13 protein-coding genes are annotated in these 16,390 nt (G+C 72.8%); 10 read left to right on the forward strand and 3 right to left on the reverse strand.

All coding sequences use genetic code 11. The annotated features are described in order from the left end of the window. Positions 1–19: 19 nt before the first annotated feature. Positions 20–406 carry a hypothetical protein gene (locus tag QYM41_RS09200; protein ID WP_368799447.1) on the reverse strand — a complete coding sequence of 129 codons (387 nt, stop codon included), beginning with the start codon at positions 404–406 and terminating at the stop codon, positions 20–22. Positions 407–518: 112 nt separating this feature from the next. On the opposite strand from QYM41_RS09200, the gene QYM41_RS09205 reads away from it, so the two are divergent. From QYM41_RS09205 to QYM41_RS09215, 3 genes are all read left to right on the forward strand, one after another. Next, on the forward strand, positions 519–1,577 hold the full coding sequence (locus QYM41_RS09205; protein ID WP_438612572.1) for an SIR2 family NAD-dependent protein deacylase: 1,059 nt from the start codon (positions 519–521) through the stop codon (positions 1,575–1,577). Between the two features lie 135 nt (positions 1,578–1,712). Continuing rightward, positions 1,713–2,552, forward strand: coding sequence for an aldo/keto reductase (locus QYM41_RS09210; RefSeq protein WP_368799448.1), 840 nt, complete (start codon positions 1,713–1,715; stop codon positions 2,550–2,552). Between the two features lie 194 nt (positions 2,553–2,746). Further along, positions 2,747–4,273 carry a peptide MFS transporter gene (locus tag QYM41_RS09215; protein WP_368799449.1) on the forward strand — a complete coding sequence of 509 codons (1,527 nt, stop codon included), beginning with the start codon at positions 2,747–2,749 and terminating at the stop codon, positions 4,271–4,273. Positions 4,274–4,295: 22 nt separating this feature from the next. On the opposite strand, the gene QYM41_RS09220 is transcribed toward QYM41_RS09215, so the two are convergent. Then, positions 4,296–5,408: a nitronate monooxygenase gene (locus tag QYM41_RS09220; RefSeq protein ID WP_368799450.1), complete on the reverse strand. Its 1,113-nt coding sequence runs from the start codon at positions 5,406–5,408 to the stop codon at positions 4,296–4,298. 128 nt (positions 5,409–5,536) lie between these two features. On the opposite strand from QYM41_RS09220, the gene QYM41_RS09225 reads away from it, so the two are divergent. The 3 genes from QYM41_RS09225 (at position 5,537) to QYM41_RS09235 (ending at position 9,798) form a co-directional block, all read left to right on the forward strand. After that, a complete protein-coding gene (locus QYM41_RS09225) occupies positions 5,537–7,000 on the forward strand; it encodes an APC family permease (protein ID WP_368799451.1) in 1,464 nt (487 codons plus the stop codon). A 49-nt stretch (positions 7,001–7,049) separates the two neighbouring features. Further along, on the forward strand, positions 7,050–7,439 hold the full coding sequence (locus tag QYM41_RS09230; protein ID WP_368799452.1) for a universal stress protein: 390 nt from the start codon (positions 7,050–7,052) through the stop codon (positions 7,437–7,439). A gap of 127 nt (positions 7,440–7,566) precedes the next feature. Continuing rightward, positions 7,567–9,798 (forward strand): MMPL family transporter, encoded by a 2,232-nt coding sequence (locus QYM41_RS09235; RefSeq protein ID WP_368799453.1) that lies wholly within the window; start codon positions 7,567–7,569, stop codon positions 9,796–9,798. Between the two features lie 133 nt (positions 9,799–9,931). Here QYM41_RS09235 and QYM41_RS09240 read toward each other — a convergent pair whose 3' ends face one another. After that, the gene (locus tag QYM41_RS09240; RefSeq protein WP_368799454.1) at positions 9,932–10,765 is read right to left on the reverse strand and encodes a phosphatase PAP2 family protein; all 834 of its coding nucleotides are present in this window, start codon (positions 10,763–10,765) and stop codon (positions 9,932–9,934) included. Between the two features lie 423 nt (positions 10,766–11,188). On the opposite strand from QYM41_RS09240, the gene QYM41_RS09245 reads away from it, so the two are divergent. The 4 genes from QYM41_RS09245 (at position 11,189) to QYM41_RS09260 (ending at position 16,371) form a co-directional block, all read left to right on the forward strand. Beyond that, a complete protein-coding gene (locus QYM41_RS09245) occupies positions 11,189–11,521 on the forward strand; it encodes a glutaredoxin domain-containing protein (RefSeq protein WP_368799455.1) in 333 nt (110 codons plus the stop codon). A gap of 130 nt (positions 11,522–11,651) precedes the next feature. Next, entirely contained in the window at positions 11,652–12,842 is a 1,191-nt protein-coding gene (locus tag QYM41_RS09250) for an ROK family transcriptional regulator (RefSeq protein ID WP_368799456.1), read from the forward strand. 171 nt (positions 12,843–13,013) lie between these two features. Continuing rightward, positions 13,014–14,429, forward strand: a complete 1,416-nt coding sequence (locus QYM41_RS09255) for a sugar porter family MFS transporter (protein WP_368799457.1) — start codon at positions 13,014–13,016, stop codon at positions 14,427–14,429. 265 nt (positions 14,430–14,694) lie between these two features. Next, positions 14,695–16,371 carry a thiamine pyrophosphate-dependent enzyme gene (locus tag QYM41_RS09260; RefSeq protein ID WP_368799458.1) on the forward strand — a complete coding sequence of 559 codons (1,677 nt, stop codon included), beginning with the start codon at positions 14,695–14,697 and terminating at the stop codon, positions 16,369–16,371. Positions 16,372–16,390 lie beyond the last annotated feature (19 nt).

The raw sequence follows: 16,390 nt of genomic DNA on the forward strand, positions 1-16,390 counted from the left end.
GGTCCCGCCCCGCCCGGGCCTAGCGCCGCGGTCTCACGGAGCTCGACCCCACCGGGGGGACGACCGGGGTGGCCTGCGTCTCCGCCTCCGTCTCGACGACGGGCCGGCCCTCCGGCTGCTCGGGGTGGTCCGCGGTCCCGCGGTCCTCGTGCTCGGCGCCGTGGTGGCCGGCGCCGGTGCGGCGCTCGGACAGGGACGGACGCCGGCGCGCCGTCGCGCCGGGAGCGCGCGGGGCGTCGTTGATCTCGGTGACGGACACGGCCATCGCGTTGAGCGCGAGACCGGCGAGCACGAACACCCACGCCGCAACGGGGTACCACGCCAGGCCGAGGACCACTCCGACCACGACGAGGGCGACCGAGGTCAGGTAGGCGGGGGTCAGAACGCGCTGGACGTTGAACTTCATGGGTTCCATTCCACCACGCGCGCGTGCGGATCGACCAACGGACCGGGCCGGTCATACCGCCCCGGCCCGCCGGTCCTGGTCCGGGCGACACCGGGCGTATACCGTCGGCGGCATGGACGACCTCGACCCCGAGCTGCTCGAGCTCGCGCGTTCCGCCCGCACCGTCACCGTGCTCTCCGGCGCGGGGATGTCGGCGGAGAGCGGGGTGCCCACCTTCCGCGACGCCGGCACCGGGCTGTGGGCCCGCTGGTCCCCCGAGGACCTGGCCACCCCCGAGGCCTGGGACGCCGACCCCGGGCTGGTCTGGTCCTGGTACCTCTGGCGGGCCCGTCAGGTGCGCCGGGTCCGTCCCAACGCCGGGCACCGGGCCCTGGCCCGGTGGGCGGACCGGGCGCGGGTGCACGTGGTCACCCAGAACGTCGACGACCTCCACGAGCGGGCGGGCTCCACGGTGCTGGCCCACCTGCACGGCAGCCTCTTCGCGTTCCGGTGCTCCGTCTGCGCCGCCCCGTTCCCCGGCCACCTCGTCCCGGGCCTGGCGGCAGGAGCCGGGCCGGGCACACCGCTCGCCCCCGAGTCGGGCCCCCGCGAGGACCCTGCTCGTGCGGAGGCTCCCGCCGAGGACACTGCCCTCGCAGGTGCGCACGACGCAGAACCGCACCGCGAGCGCCCCCCGGTCTGCCCCGGCTGCGGCGGAGCCGTGCGGCCCGGGGTCGTGTGGTTCGGGGAGGAGCTGCCCGCGGGCGCCGTGGAGCGGTCCGCCGCGGCCGTGGCGGAGGCGGACCTCGTGCTCGTGGTGGGCACGTCCGGGCTCGTGCAGCCCGCCGCCTCCCTGCCGCTGATCGCCGCCGGCCGCGGGACGCCCGTGGTCGAGATCAACCCCGAGGACACCGCGCTCACCCCGCACGCGGACCGGACCGTGCGGGCTGGCTCCGCCGAGGCGCTGCCTCTCCTGCTGCCCCCGCCGGAGGACCGGCACCAATCGGAGGACCGGCACCCACCGGAGTGCCGGCAGGTGCCGGAGGACCGGCGCCAGCAGCCCCAGCTCCCGTCGGCCCGGCCCCGTCGGCCCGGCGACCGCGGGTCCAGGACTGAGCGCCCCGGCCCGCCGTCGGCCACGACCACGGCGGCGGCCTCCCACGGCGGCCGGGTCACGGATGCCGATTGCTGAGAGCAGAAAGCACGCTGTCGATCTTGTCAGCGCGCAGCGGCGGGCGGAGACTGTTCGACGGACACCGGGCCCGGGTGCCCCGCACCCGGCCCCCACCGACGGCCCCCGGCCGTCTCCCCACGAAAGGCACGGTCCATGACGCAGTCCACCACGCAGTCCCCCATCCTCACCCTGCACGACGGCCGCACCATCCCGCAGCTCGGCTACGGCGTGTGGCAGGTCGACGCCGACATCGCCGAGGACGTGGTGGGACAGGCCCTCGAGGCCGGCTACCGCCACATCGACACCGCGATGATCTACGGCAACGAGGAGGGCGTCGGGCGGGCCATCGCGAAGAGCGGCATCCCCCGGGACGAGATCTTCGTGACCACCAAGCTGTGGAACGACGACCACGGCCACGATTCCGCGCTCCGGGCGATCGACGCCTCCCTGGAGCGCCTCGGCCTGGAGTACGTCGACCTCTACCTCATCCACTGGCCCACGCCGAAGCGCGGCAAGTACGTGGAGACCTGGACGGCCTTCCAGGAGATCCGGGACAGCGGCAAGGCCCGGTCCATCGGCGTCTCCAACTTCCCGCGCGAGGAGCTGCAGGAGATCGTCGACGCCACGGGCGTGGTCCCGGTGGTGAACCAGGTGGAGCTGCACCCCTACTTCAACCAGTCGGCCCTCCGGGAGTTCAACGCCTCCCTCGGCGTCCTCACGGAGGCCTGGTCCCCCCTCGGCCAGGGCGGCGACGTGCTGAAGGACCCGGTGATCGACTCGATCGCCCGCAAGCACGGTGCCACCCCGGGGCAGGTCATCATCGCCTGGCACCTGGCGATCGGCAACGTGGTGTTCCCCAAGACCGTCACCCCCGAGCGGATCCGCGAGAACTACGCGGCCCTCGACGTCCGCCTGGACGAGGAGGACGTCCGCGCGATCAGCGGCCTCGACAACGGCGGGCGCATCGGCTCGGACCCGAAGGACTTCAACTGACAGGACGTCGGCCGAGCGGAAGCGCTCTCCCGGCGGCGCCCGGGACCGCGGTGGGTGCACCGTGGTCCCGGGCGCCGCCCGTGCCGCCGCCGGCCGGGACGGGCGGGAGGTGCGGGAGGAGCGCGCAGTGGGGCCGCCGGCCGGGGTCCGCGCCGATTGGCGCGAACGGCGCCGGCGGGTGAACCATGAGGGTCATGAACCACGACACGACCCGTGAGGGCGAGGGCACCACCCGCGCCACCGCTCCGCACGGCACCCCCGACACCGTCCCGGGCGCGGACCTGCCCCGTCCCGACGAGAAGAGGTTCTTCGGCCAGCCCCGCATGCTGGCGAACCTGTTCAGCGTCGAGCTGTGGGAACGCTTCTCGTTCTACGGCATGCAGGGCATCGTCCTGCTGTACATGTACTTCGCCACGACCGAGGGCGGTCTGGGCATCGACCGCTCCACGGCCGCGGGCATCGTGGGCGCCTACGGCGGCGCCGTCTACCTGTTCGCCATCCTGGGCGGCTGGGTGGCCGACCGGCTCCTCGGCTCCGAGCGGACGATGTTCCTCAGCGGCGTGCTCATCATGGCCGGCCACGTCTCCCTCGCCCTCGTCCCCGCGGTCGCCGGGCTCACCCTGGGCCTGATCCTCATCGCCGTCGGCTCCGGCGGGCTCAAGGCCACGATCACCAACCTGGTGGGCGCCCTCTACGACCGCCGGGACCCCCGGCGCGACGCCGGCTTCTCGATCTTCTACATGGGCGTCAACATCGGCGGCCTGCTCGGGCCGCTGCTGACGGGCTTCGCGCAGAAGACGTGGGGCTTCCACCTGGGCTTCGGCCTGGCCGCGATCGGCATGGCCTTCGGCCTGACCCAGTACGCGCTCGGCCGCCGGCGGCTCCCCGACGAGGTCCACCACGTCCCCGATCCCCTGCCGCGCGAGCAGTACGGGAAGTGGGCCGTGATCGCCGTGGCGGCGGTCGCCGCGGTGGTGGCCGCCGTCCTCACGGGGGTGCTCGACGCGGCCAACCTGGCCGACGTCGTGGTGGTCGTGATCGTGGTGGCGGCCGCGGCACTGTTCGTCCTGCTGCTCACCAGCAAGAAGATCGACGACGACGAGCGCTCCCGCGTGCGGGCGTTCATCCCGCTGTTCATCGGCTCGGCCGCGTTCTGGGCCCTGTTCCAGCAGCAGTTCACGGTGATCACGATCTACTCCGACACCCGGCTGGACCGCGTGCTGGGGGGATGGACCATGCCGATCTCGTGGGTCCAGTCCTTCAACCCGTTCTTCATCATCCTGCTCGCCCCGGTGTTCGCGGTGCTGTGGACGAAGCTCGGGAACCGCCAGCCCGCCACGCCCACGAAGTTCGGCCTGGGCATCGTGCTGATGGGCTCGGCCTTCCTGATCTTCCTGCCCATGGCCGGGGTGTCCTCGGTGCCCGTCCTGTGGGCCGCACTGATCCTGCTGGTCGCCACGCTGGGCGAGCTGATGATCTCGCCGGTGGGACTGTCCCTGTCCACCCGGCTCGCCCCGCGGGCCTACCCCGTGCTGATGGTCGCCCTGTTCTACCTGTCGGTGGCCCTGGGCACCGCCCTGTCCGGCGCCCTGGCGGGCTACTACAGCGAACAGAACGAGGCCGCCTACTTCGGGACGCTCGGGGCCGTCACGATCGCGATCGGCGCCGCGCTGCTGGTGCTCTCCCCCTGGATCCGCCGGATGATGCGCGGGGTGCGCTGACGGCCGCGCCCCGCCACGGCCGTCAGCCGCCGGACGGCTCGCGGCGGCTGCCCGGACGGCCGCCGCGGCGTCCCGGGAGGACCTCCCGCACCACCTCGGCCGCGGGGACCGCCCGGGCCGCCGCGAACTGCGGACCGGCCCACAGGGCGATGGCCTCGGGGTCGCCGGCCGCCGCCGCGGCCGCCCGGATCGGCCTGGTCAGCTGGTTGACCTGCGGATAGGCCGCCGGCGCACTGTCCGTGAACCGGTCGAGGAAATCGTTGCGCACGCCCCGGGCCGGCCGGCCCGAGAACGCCCGGGTCACGGCCGTCCCCGCGTAGCGGCCCGATCCCAGGGCCTCCCGGTAGGCGGCGGAGGTCCCCGCCTCGTCCGTGCGCAGCAGGAGCGTGCCGAGCTGGACGGCGTCCGCGCCCGCGGCCAGGGCCGCCTCCGCGTCCGCCGCGGAGGCGATGCCGCCCGCGGCCACGATCGGCACACCCACGGCGGCACGGACCGCGGCGACGAGCTCGGTCAGGGGCTCCGCTCCGGGGACGTCCTCCACGCGGTGGGTGCCCCGGTGCCCGCCGGCGGCCGGTCCCTGGACCGTCAGCAGGTGGGCCCCGGCCCGCTCCGCGGCCTCGGCCTCCCGCACCGAGGCCACCGTGACGGACGTGGTGCTGCCCGCCGCCCCGAGCCGCTCGAGCACGGCGGCCGAGGGCAGCCCGAAGGTGAAGGAGACGACCGGCACCCGCAGCTCCTCGACCAGCTCGAGCTTGGCCGCCCATCCGTCGTCGTCGGCGGGGTCCGTGTCCGGCAGCTCCACCCCGTACCGGCGGGCCGTGCCCCGCAGCGCCTCCCGGTAGGCCTCCACCGACCGGTGCACGGCGGGGTCGACCGCACTCCCGGGGGCCGCGGTGTTCGCCGCCTGCGGCACGAACAGGTTCACCCCGAAGGCGCCGGCGGTCAGCCCCCGGACGGCCGCGACGTCCGCCCGGACGCCCTCGGCGGAACGGTTCCCGGCGGCCAGGAACCCCAGTCCGCCGGCGGTCGTGACCGCCGCGGCCAGCGCCGGGGTCGACGGCCCCCCGGCCATCGGGGCGCCCACGAACGGGAGGGGGAGATCGGTCAGGCGGAAGCGGGGCCGGGTGCTCGTCATGCTCCCAGGCTAGGAACACGGCGGGGTCCCGTCACCACTGGGGTTCGGGTCCGGCGGTGGCATAGGCTGTGGCCACGATCACCGCCCGCAGGGGTCCGCAGCCCGACACGACCGATTCGAGGCATCCCATGGCCCAGTCAGCCGACTCCACAACCCGGTCCCGTCCACAGCCCGAGCTCAAGCGCGTCATGGGGCCCGGGCTGCTCCTGCTGTTCATCGTGGGGGACATCCTCGGCACCGGCGTGTACGCCCTCACCGGCAACATCGCCGGGGAGATCGGCGGCGCCGCGTGGGCCCCGATCCTCGTGGCGTTCGTGGTGGCCACCATCACCGCCTTCTCCTACCTGGAGCTCGTGACCAAGTACCCCGGCGCCTCCGGCGCCGCGCTGTACACGCACAAGGCCTTCGGGGTGCACTTCATCACCTTCCTGGTGACCTTCGCGGTGCTCAGCTCCGGGCTGACGTCCGCCTCGACGGCGGCCTCGGCCGTGGCGTCCAACTTCGCCCGCGGCTTCGGCCTGGAGGTGAACACCACGACCATCACCGTGATCGCCGTGCTCTTCATCGCCGTCCTCGCCGCGATCAACATCCGCGGCGTCACCGAGGGCCTCGCGTTCAACGTGGTGCTGACCTCGATCGAGCTCACCGGCCTGCTCATCGTCATCCTCGTGGGCTTCTGGGCGGCGTTCCAGGGCCAGGCCGACTTCAGCCAGACCATGGTGTTCGAGACCTCCGAGGACAAGGGCATCTTCCTGGCCCTCACCGCGGTCACCTCGCTCGCGTTCTTCTCCTTCGTGGGCTTCGAGGACTCCGTGAACATGGTCGAGGAGACCAAGAACCCCAGCCGCGACTTCCCGCGCGTGATGCTCTTCGGCCTGGGCCTGACCGGGGTCGTCTACATCCTGGTCTCCGTCTTCACCGTGGCGGTGGTGCCCATCGGCGTGCTCGGCGAGTCGACCACGCCGCTGCTGGACATGGTCCGGATCGGCGCGCCCAACATCCCCATCGACACCATCTACCCGTTCCTGACGATCTTCGCCGTGGCCAACACCGCGCTGATCAACATGCTCATGGCCTCCCGGCTGCTGTACGGCATGTCCCGCCAGGGCGTGCTGCCGGACTTCCTGGGCCACGTCCTGCGCGGCCGCCGCACCCCCTGGTCGGCCATCGTGTTCACCACCCTCCTGGCGATGGGCCTGATCGTGGTGATCAACAACCTCCTCGGCAGCGGCACGGCCAGTGCCCTCGGCGGCACCACCGCCCTCCTCCTCCTGGGCGTCTTCACCATCGTCAACATCGCGGCGATCATCCTGCGCAAGGACCACGGGCCCACCCACGACTACTTCCACGCCCCCCGGGTCCTGCCCTACCTCGGCGCGATCACGTGCGCCTACCTCGTGGGCCCGTGGGCCCAGGACCCCATCGAGTACCAGATCGCCGTGGTCCTGCTGCTGATCGGCCTGGGCCTGTGGATCGTCAACTTCCTCTACGACCGCCTGTTCCTCGGCCGCAAGGTGCGGTTCGAGAACCCGGAGGACCTCGCCCGCATGGAGGACGAGCCCGAGGGCGAGGACCCCCACCGCGGGGCCTGATCCGGCCGTCCCCGCCCCCACCTGCCGCGCCGCTACCCGAGGAGAACCCGTGACCGTCGTCGTCGGATACATGCCCACCGCCCCCGGACACGCGGCGCTGGACGCCGCGATCGTGGAGGCCGAGCGCCGGGGCACGGACCTGGTCGTGGTCCAGCCGCGCCCCAGGCGCCACCAGCCGCCCGAGCTCGGGGCGGACATCGACGTGGAGCAGGAGAAGCTCGTCCGCTCCGGGCTGACGTACGAGCTGCGGGAGCCCGAGCACGACAGCGATCCCGCCGACGTCATCCTCGACACCGCCCGGGACCGCGGCGCCGAGCTCATCGTCCTGGGCATCCGCCGGCGCTCCCCCGTGGGCAAGATCATCATGGCGAGCACGGCGCAGCGCGTGCTGCTCGAGAGCCCCTGCCCCGTGCTGTGCGTGAAGGCCGTCTACGACTGATCCCGGGATTTTATTTCTGTTTTCGAAATATTACTCTGGTCCCAGACCCCGCGCCCGAGGACTCCCGCGCCGGGTCCGTCGGTCTCCGCGGCTCCGACCTGCGCCAGCCGCACCTGAAAGGCGCGTCATGACCACCTCGGCTCCCCCTGCCTCCCGCCCTGCCCCCTGGGACCAGGCCCCCGAGCCCCCGCGGCCTCCCCGCTGGGCGAGGGTGCTGCGGATCCTGCTGCCGGCGCTGCTGATCGTGGGCTGGCTCGCGGTGGCGGGCGTGGGCGGCCCGTACTTCGGGAAGATCTCCGAGGTCTCCACCAACGACCAGTCCAGCTTCCTGCCCGAGTCCACCGAGTCCACCCGGGTCACGGAGCTGCAAGGCGAGTTCCGGGACTCGGAGGCGATCCCGGCGATCGTCCTCCTCGTCCGGGACGGCGGGCTGACCGGCGCGGACCGTGCCTGGGCCGAGGAGACCGCCGCCGCGGTGGAGGACAGCGGCCTGCCCGAGGGCGGGACCTCGCCCCTGCTCCCCTCCGAGGACGGAGAGGCCCTCCAGCTGGTCGTGCCCCTGCCCGACGGCGAGGTGGTCGACGACGTCGAGGCGCTCGCGGCCCGGTTCGAGGAGGGCCGGCCCGACGGCCTGCAGAGCTACGTCACCGGCCCCGCCGGGTTCACGGCGGACCTCGTGGCCGGCTTCGAGGGCATCGACGGGCTCCTGCTGGGCGTGACGCTGGCCGTGGTCTTCGTCATCCTCCTGGTGGTCTACCGCTCCCCGGTGCTGCCGATCCTGGTGCTGCTGACCTCGGTCTTCGCCCTGAGCGCCGCCATCCTGGTCGTGTACTGGCTGGCGGCCAACGAGCTCGTGACCATCAGCGGTCAGGTGCAGGGCATCCTGTTCATCCTCGTGGTGGGCGCCGCCACAGACTACTCCCTGCTGTACACGGCGCGGTACCGGGACGCCCTGCTGCACCACCGGCGACGCGCCGAGGCCACCCGGGCGGCCCTGAAGGGCTCGGTCGAGCCGATCGTCGCCTCCGGCGCCACGGTCATCGCCGGTCTGCTCTGCCTGCTGCTGTCCGACCTCGCCTCGAACCAGGCCCTGGGCCCGGTCGCGTCCGTCGGCATCGTCATGTCGATGCTCGCGGCCCTCAGCTTCCTGCCCGCCGTCCTGCACGCCACCGGCCGGGCGGCCTTCTGGCCGTTCCGCCCCCGCTACGACGCCTCGGGGGCGGAGCGCGTGCGCGTGGTCGAGCACGGCCCCGCCAGCCGCCCCACCGTCGAGGGCCGGGGGGTGTGGGCCGCGGTGGCGCGGTTCGTGACCCGGGCGCCTCGGGCGATCTGGGTGGTGACCACGGTGGTGCTCCTGGCCCTGGCCGGGTTCAGCACCCAGTTCCAGGCTTCGGGCGTGGAGCAGAGCGAGCTGGTGCTCGGCGAGTCCCCGGCCCGGGACGGCCAGGAGGCCCTGGCCCAGCACTTCCCCGGCGGCTCCGGCAGTCCCGCGGTCCTGATGGTCCCGACCGGGTCCCTGGACACCGCCGTCGAGGTGGTCGAGGACACCGAGGGAGTCGCCGGCGTCGTCGCCGTCTCCGCCGACTCCCCGTCCGGCACCCTGCCCCTGGGACAGGACGCGGCCCCGCCGGTGGGCCCCTTCGCGGGGGCCGAGCCGACCGAGGCCCAGGGCCTGTACCAGCTCCAGGCCACGCTCTCCGACGCCGCCGACTCCCCGGAGGCCGAGCAGACCGTCCGGGAGCTGCGCGAGAACCTGCACGCCGCCGACGAGGGGATCCTCGTGGGCGGCACCACCGCGACGAACATCGACACCAACGAGACCTCGATCGCCGACCGCACGCTGATCATCCCGGTGATCCTCCTGGTCATCACCCTGATCCTCATGCTGCTGCTGCGCTCCGTGCTCGCGCCGGTGCTGCTGATCCTCACGACCGTGATCTCCTTCTTCACGGCCCTGGGCGTCTCCGCGCTGGTGTTCAACAACGTCCTGGACCTGCCGGGGGCGGACCCCTCGGTGCCGCTGTTCGGCTTCGTCTTCCTGGTGGCGCTGGGCATCGACTACAACATCTTCCTGATGTCCCGGGTGCGGGAGGAGTCCCTGGTCCACGGCACCCGGGCGGGGATCCTCCGGGGGCTCACCCTCACCGGCGGCGTGATCACCTCGGCCGGCATCGTGCTCGCGGCCACGTTCGCGGCGCTGGCGGTCATCCCGATCATGTTCCTGGTGCAGCTGGCGTTCATCGTGGCCTTCGGCGTGCTCCTGGACGCGCTGATCGTCCGGTCGCTGCTCGTACCCGCGCTGACCTACGACATCGGCCGGGCCATCTGGTGGCCCCTCCACCGGCGCATCGAGCCCTGAGCCGGGGACGGCCGGGGTCCGGGCTCCGGCCGCCCCCCAGCCGGGACGGCACGGGGCCGATGTCGTCGGCACCCCTCGGGGTGCGACCGGTCGCACGACGGTCCACGCCGCGGGCCGTGCCGGCCGAGGGGTGTCAGGCCGCGCGGTGGTCCGCCCCGCGCGCCACCACCGGGATCCGCGACGTGTCCGGACGGGCGTCCGGCACGGGGTCCGCACCGGCGACGAGCTCCTCCTCCGCCTCCTGCCACGCCGCGTCGGCCTGCTGCCAGCCGAAGCCGTAGGCGAGCGCGGGGACGAGGTGGTTGGCGATCCCGCACCCCAGGGCCACCCCGGCCCACGCGACCGGCGCCGAGGCCAGGACGTCGAGCGGATAGTGCACGCCGAGGTACAGGCGGGAGAGCCCGACGAGCGCGGCGGTGCCCAGCCCCGCGACCAGGGCGGCGGAGGCGAACCGCGACCGGCGCACCGCGAGGCAGAACGCCGCCGCGACGGCCAGGGCGGCGCCCGCGTGCCCCGAGGGGAAGGAGGTGAGACCCTCCACGAGCACGAGCGGTTCCGCGGTCGCCGTGCCGGCGGGGCGGGGGCGGCCGACGGCGACCTGCACCATCCCGACCGCCGCCCAGCCGCAGAGGGCCGTGACGGCGAAGCCGGCGGCGTCCCACGGCCGCCGGCGCGCGAGCGCGAGCCAGGCCGTGAGGGCCGCGATGATCGCGAACGTCCCGGGGGTGGAGAACGCGTGGTGGAGGACGAGCGCCAGGACGTCGAGGACGCCGGGACGCACTGCGCCGAGCCGGTGCAGGACCTCGCTCTCCTGGGCCGCGATCCCCGGGGAGTACACCAGGAGCCGTCCCACCGTCGCCGTGACCAGCACGACGATGAAGGGGACGACCACCCACTGGTGCAGCTGGGGGAGGGACCAGGTGGAGCGGGCCGGCCGGGGGGAAGAATGCTGCGCCGGAATTGCCATGCCCACCACCATGACACACGCCACGTTCCCGGGACCGCCGCAGGACGGGGTGGCAAGAGAGTTCGGGAAGAATTGGCCGGATCGGTACAGAGAATGACAAATCATGAAGCATGCCGGCGGAAACGGGGGCCTGCGTCCCTCCGTGTGACGTTGTGCGTCGTGCCGGAGCACTCCGGTGGCACATCACCCCTGGAGGGATGATGTCCGCGGTCTTTCCGACGGTTTCACGTGGAACCCCGCGTTTTTCGGCACTGATCAACCGCTGCCGTGTGCTGATCTCGATCATGGTGTGGGCAGCCGAGGGTCCGCCGGTTCCGACCGTCTGCACGACCTGTCCCCTGATCGGGGGACACGGGGTGCCGGGAGACCGCCCCGGTAGACTGGACCGCCATTCCCATGCCATCCGATCCGCGAGGAGCTCCCGTGTTCAAGAAGGACCCGACCCGCAGCGCCCGCCCGGCCGTCTCGCACGCCGAGGCCGCACGACACGTGGAGGAGGGCGGAGTGGCCGTCTACTGGCGGCCCGGCTGCCCGTTCTGCGGAATGCTCGAGCGCGGTCTCGGCGCTGCCGCCGGACAGGCCGTGTGGACCAACATCTGGGAGGACCAGGACGCCCTGGCGTTCGTGGAGTCCCTCAACGACGGCAACGCCACGGTGCCGACCGTGGTGACGCGCGACGAGCACTTCGTGGCGGCGTCCCCGGCGAGGATCGCGGCCACGAAGGCGCTGATCGCCGAGTCCGGCAGCACGCGCTGAGGGCCGGGACCCGGCCGGGCGAGCATCGTCGCCTGCCGGGGACCGGGGCCGTCCACCCCTCTGTCTTCGAGCTGTGAACGCCGACTAGGATGGTGGTTCTCTCCACGTTCACCGGTGAAAGAGGACGATGATGTCCGAGTCCGTCGGCTCCCCCGTTCCCCCGGGATCGCAGACGTCCCTGCGCAACGCCAACCAGCGCCGCGTGCTCGAGACGGTGCGGCGCGACGGGCACCTCACCCAGGCCCAGATCTCCCGGCGCACCGCCCTGGCGCCCTCGACCGTCTCCAACATCGTGCACCAGCTCATCGACGCCGGGCTGCTCGCCGTGGAGGCGGACGGCGCCGGCCGCCGGGGCCAGCTCGTCGGTTTCCGCGGCTCGGCCGGACACGTGGTCGGCATCGACGTGGGGCACCGCCACGTGACGGTGGCGGTGGCCGACCTCAACCAGCGGATTCTCGCCCAGCGGCGCCACGAGCTGCCCGACGAGCACCGTTTCGCCGAGGACCTCGAGCTGGTCGGGCGGACCCTCGACGACCTGCTCCGGGAGCACTGCACCGCACGCTCCGGGCTGCTGGCCGCCGGCCTCACCCTCCCGGCCCCCGTGGACCTCGCGGGCCGGCTGGTCAGTGCGAGCGCCATCCTGCCGGCGTGGAGCGGGATCGACGTGCGCGAGGAGGCCGGCCGCCGGCTCGGGCTGCCCGTCGTCGTCGAGAACGACGCCAACGCGGGCGCCCTCGGGGAGCACGCCTGGGGGGCCGGCCGCGGAGCCCGGCACATGGCCTACCTCAAGATCGGGCACGGAGTGGGCGCCGGGCTGATCCTGAACGGGACCCTGTTCCGCGGCGCCACGGGCTCCGCCGGGGAGCTCGGCCACACCACCGTGGACGAGCACGGGCGGGTGTGCCGGTGCGGCAACCGCGGGTGCCTCGAGACGTACGTCTCCTCCCGGGACGTCACCGGCCTGCTGGCCGCCACCCACGGCGCCGACCTGACCGTGCCCGACCTCGTGGCCGCCGCCCTCGCCGGCGACGTCGGCTGCGGACGGGTCATCGGGGACACCGGGCGGCTCCTCGGCACGGCGGTGGCCAACCTGTGCAACACCATCAACCCGGAGCTCGTGGTCGTCGGGGGCGAGATCGCCCTGGCCGGCGAGCTGCTGCTCGCCCCGCTGCGCGAGGTGGTCTCCCGTCACGGGGTCCGCGGCAGCGTCCGCGAGCTGCGGATCGAGGCCGCCCGGCTGGGGATCGAGGCCCACGTGGCCGGCGCCGTGGTCCTCGCCCTGCAGCACGCGGAGCTGCCCGTCGGTCCCGGCGCGTCATGAAGACACGCCGATCCCCCGTCGTCTTCGACTAATGGACATTCCCCCCACCGAGTTTTAGTGTGGACCGCGTCACAAGAACCCGTCGGCGTCGGCGGGCGAGTCCACCCGGGGTGCGGCGACCGGCCGGCACAGGCCTCCCGCCGACGACTCCACCAGCAAGGGAGCTGTCCGATGACCCAAGACGCCACGACCCCGTCGGTCCAGGAGCATCCGAACACCTCGGCGGTCCTGCGGATCAGCATCATCGCCGCCTTCGGCGGCTTCCTCTTCGGCTACGACTCCGCCGTCATCAACGGCGCGGTCTCCGCCATCCAGGAGGAGTTCGGCGTCAGCCCGGGCCCGCTCGGCTTCGCCGTGGCCTCCGCGCTGCTGGGCGCGGCGGCGGGCGCCTTCTTCGGCGGACGCGTGGCCGACGCCCTGGGCCGCGTCCCCGTCATGAAGATCGCCGCGGTGCTCTTCCTGGTCAGCGCGATCGGCTGCGGCGTGGTCGACAGCTTCGGCTGGCTGATCTTCTGGCGCATCGTGGGCGGCGTGGGCGTCGGCGTGGCCTCCGTGATCGCCCCCGCCTACATCGCAGAGGTCGCCCCGGCCGCCGTGCGCGGCCGGCTGGGATCGCTGCAGCAGATGGGCATCGTGCTCGGCATCTTCATCTCCCTCGCCGTGGACGCCTGGCTCGCCGGTCTCGCCGGAGGCTCCACCGAGGAGCTGTGGTGGGGCTTCGAGGCCTGGCGCTGGATGTTCATGGCCGAGGCCATCCCCGCGCTGGCCTACCTGATCGGGGCCTTCACGATCCCGGAGTCCCCGCGCTACCTCGTGGAGGACGGGCGCGCGGACGAGGCCCAGGCCGTGCTGGCCAACCTGCAGGGCTCCGCGTCGGCCACCGAGCGCGTGCGCCTCATCAAGGAGTCCCTCCGGAGCGAGCACAAGCCCCGGATGTCCGACCTCCGGGGCCGGATGGCCGGGCTCAAGCCCATCGTGTGGGTCGGCATCGGGCTGGCCGCGCTGCAGCAGTTCGTGGGCATCAACGTGATCTTCTACTACTCGAACGTGCTCTGGCAGGCCGTGGGCTTCACCGAGTCCAACTCGTTCACCATCACCGTGATCACCTCCGTGGTCAACGTGGCGGTGACCATCGTGGCGATCGCCCTCGTCGAGAAGGTGGGACGCCGCCGGCTCCTGCTGGTCGGCTCGGCGGGCATGACCCTCATGCTGGGCACCCTCGCGGTCGTGTTCGCCACCGCGAACGTGGTCAACGGTCAGCCCGAGCTCGGCCCGACCTCCGGCCCGGTCGCGCTGGTGGCCGCCAACCTCTTCGTGGTCTTCTTCGGCGTCTCCTGGGGCCCCATGATGTGGGTCCTGCTGGGCGAGATGTTCCCGAACCGGATCCGCGGCGCCGCGCTGGCGGTGGCCGGGTTCGTCCAGTGGATCGCCAACTGGGTGGTCACCGTGACCTTCCCGGCCCTGGCCGCGTTCTCGCTCGGGGTCGCCTACGGGCTCTACGCGTTCTTCGCCCTCCTGTCCCTGGTCTTCACGGTCAAGATGGTCCGGGAGACCACCGGCATCGAGCTCGAGGACATGCTCGACTGACAGCAGCACCGACGGCGGCGGTCCTCCCCACGGGGAGGCCCGCCGCCGTCGTCGTGCCCGCACCTCCGGGGCGGTGGGACGGCCCGCGACCGCACGGCACTCCGCGGTCCCTGTGCGTCCTTCTTTACCGCTCCGTGACCGCCCGGACACGGTTCGCCGCCGCGATCGGGTATTTTCGTGGGGACTGCGCCAGGCCGCTCTCCCCGAGCCGCCCCCGGCCTGCCCAGCCCCACCACTCCATTTTCAACGGCGAAAAGGACCCACGTTGACCCAGACCACCGCGGACCCCGCATCCCCCGCACAGACCACCGCCCGCAAGTCGGCGGGCCACGTCATCGTGGACACGCTCGTAGCGCACGGCGTCGAGCGCACCTACGTGGTGCCCGGCGAGTCCTACCTGGACGTGCTCGACGGACTGCACCACTCCCCGATCGAGACGATCGTGTGCCGGCACGAGGGCGGGGCGGCCTACATGGCCGAGGCCGACGGCAAGATGAACACGACCCCCGGCGTGGCCATGGTGACCCGCGGCCCCGGCGCGGCCAACGCCCACGTGGGCCTGCACACCTCCTGGCAGGACTCCACCCCCATGGTGCTGTTCGTGGGGCTGATCCCCTTCGAGCACCGGGACAAGGAGGCGTTCCAGGAGTTCGACCCGCACGCGTGGTTCGACTCCGGGGCCAAGCGCGTGATGGTCCTCGACCACGCCGAGCGGGCCTCCGAGATCGTGGCCGAGGCGATGTTCGCCGCCAACTCCGGCCGGCCCGGCCCCGTGGTCGTCGGACTGCCCGAGGACATCATCAAGGCCGAGATCGACGCGACCCTGCACCCGCCGATCCCGGTGGCCCACGGCGGGATGACGGTCAACGACTGGAAGGCGCTGCGCGACGCCCTGGAGGGCGCCGAGAAGCCCCTGTTCGTGACCGGCGGCAACGACTGGACCCCGGAGGGCGCGGCCGGGCTCACCACCTGGCTGGAGGAGCACCACCTGCCGGCCGCGGCGGAGTGGCGCACCGAGGGCACCGTCCCGTTCGACTCCGACTCCTACGTGGGCCCCATTGGCTACGGCCGCCCCCAGCCGACCTTCGACATGCTCGAGGAGACCGACCTGCTCGTCTTCGTGGGCACCGTCCCCGGGGACGTGATCACCAACGGGTTCCTGGTCCGCCAGGACTGGGCGAAGAAGAACTTCCTGGTCACCATCGACCCGTCCCTGCGCGGGCGCTCCGGGCCGGTGTCCTACCAGATCGTGGCCAAGCCGGACGTGTTCGTGCGGGACCTCGTGCGCATCGACCTGCCCGCCAAGCCGGCCTGGAAGGAGTGGACCGCCCGGCTGCGGGCGCAGCAGGTGGAGTTCTCCACCCCCGTGTCCACGGAGCCGACCGGGGGCCGCGCCCGGATGGACTCCATGATGGCCCACCTCGTGGCGGGTCTGCCCGACGACGCCATGGTGACCTTCGGCGCCGGCGAGCACACCAACTGGGCCCACCGCTACTTCCCCACCAAGGGCTACGCCTCGATGATCTCGGCCCGCAACGGCTCCATGGGCTACTCCGTGCCCTCGGCCGTGGCCGCGTCCCTGCGCTACCCGGGGCGGCGGGTGGTGACCATCGCCGGGGACGGCGAGTTCCTGATGAACGGGCAGGAGCTGGCCACCGCCGCCCAGTACGGGGCCACCCCGCTGGTCATCGTGATGGACAACCAGGAGTACGGCACCATCCGCACCCACCAGGAGCGCGACTACCCGGACCGGGTCTCCGGCACGCAGCTGAAGAACCCGGACTTCGCCCTGATGGCCCAGTCCTTCGGTGGGTTCGGGGTGTGCGTGGAGACCGACGCCGAGATTCCCGGCGCGCTCGAGGCGGCGCTGAGGGCGATCGACGAGGACGGGACCTTCGCCCTGATCCACCTGATCGTGGAGCAGCGCGTCAAGGCGTACTGACCCGGAAGCGCCCGGACCG

Origin of the sequence: Kocuria oxytropis, assembly GCF_040981195.1 — a bacterium.
In the GTDB taxonomy this organism is placed as follows: Bacteria; Actinomycetota; Actinomycetes; order Actinomycetales; family Micrococcaceae; genus Kocuria; species Kocuria oxytropis.

Coding starts and splice junctions, on each gene's coding strand:
- QYM41_RS09235 (WP_368799453.1), top strand. CDS start 7,567: ATGACCACCTCGGCTCCCCCTGCCTCCCGCCCTGCCCCCTGGGACCAG.
- QYM41_RS09210 (WP_368799448.1), top strand. CDS start 1,713: ATGACGCAGTCCACCACGCAGTCCCCCATCCTCACCCTGCACGACGGC.
- QYM41_RS09255 (WP_368799457.1), top strand. CDS start 13,014: ATGACCCAAGACGCCACGACCCCGTCGGTCCAGGAGCATCCGAACACC.
- QYM41_RS09205 (WP_438612572.1), top strand. CDS start 519: ATGGACGACCTCGACCCCGAGCTGCTCGAGCTCGCGCGTTCCGCCCGC.
- QYM41_RS09215 (WP_368799449.1), top strand. CDS start 2,747: ATGAACCACGACACGACCCGTGAGGGCGAGGGCACCACCCGCGCCACC.
- QYM41_RS09220 (WP_368799450.1), bottom strand. CDS start 5,408: ATGACGAGCACCCGGCCCCGCTTCCGCCTGACCGATCTCCCCCTCCCG.
- QYM41_RS09240 (WP_368799454.1), bottom strand. CDS start 10,765: ATGGCAATTCCGGCGCAGCATTCTTCCCCCCGGCCGGCCCGCTCCACC.
- QYM41_RS09200 (WP_368799447.1), bottom strand. CDS start 406: ATGAAGTTCAACGTCCAGCGCGTTCTGACCCCCGCCTACCTGACCTCG.
- QYM41_RS09250 (WP_368799456.1), top strand. CDS start 11,652: ATGTCCGAGTCCGTCGGCTCCCCCGTTCCCCCGGGATCGCAGACGTCC.
- QYM41_RS09225 (WP_368799451.1), top strand. CDS start 5,537: ATGGCCCAGTCAGCCGACTCCACAACCCGGTCCCGTCCACAGCCCGAG.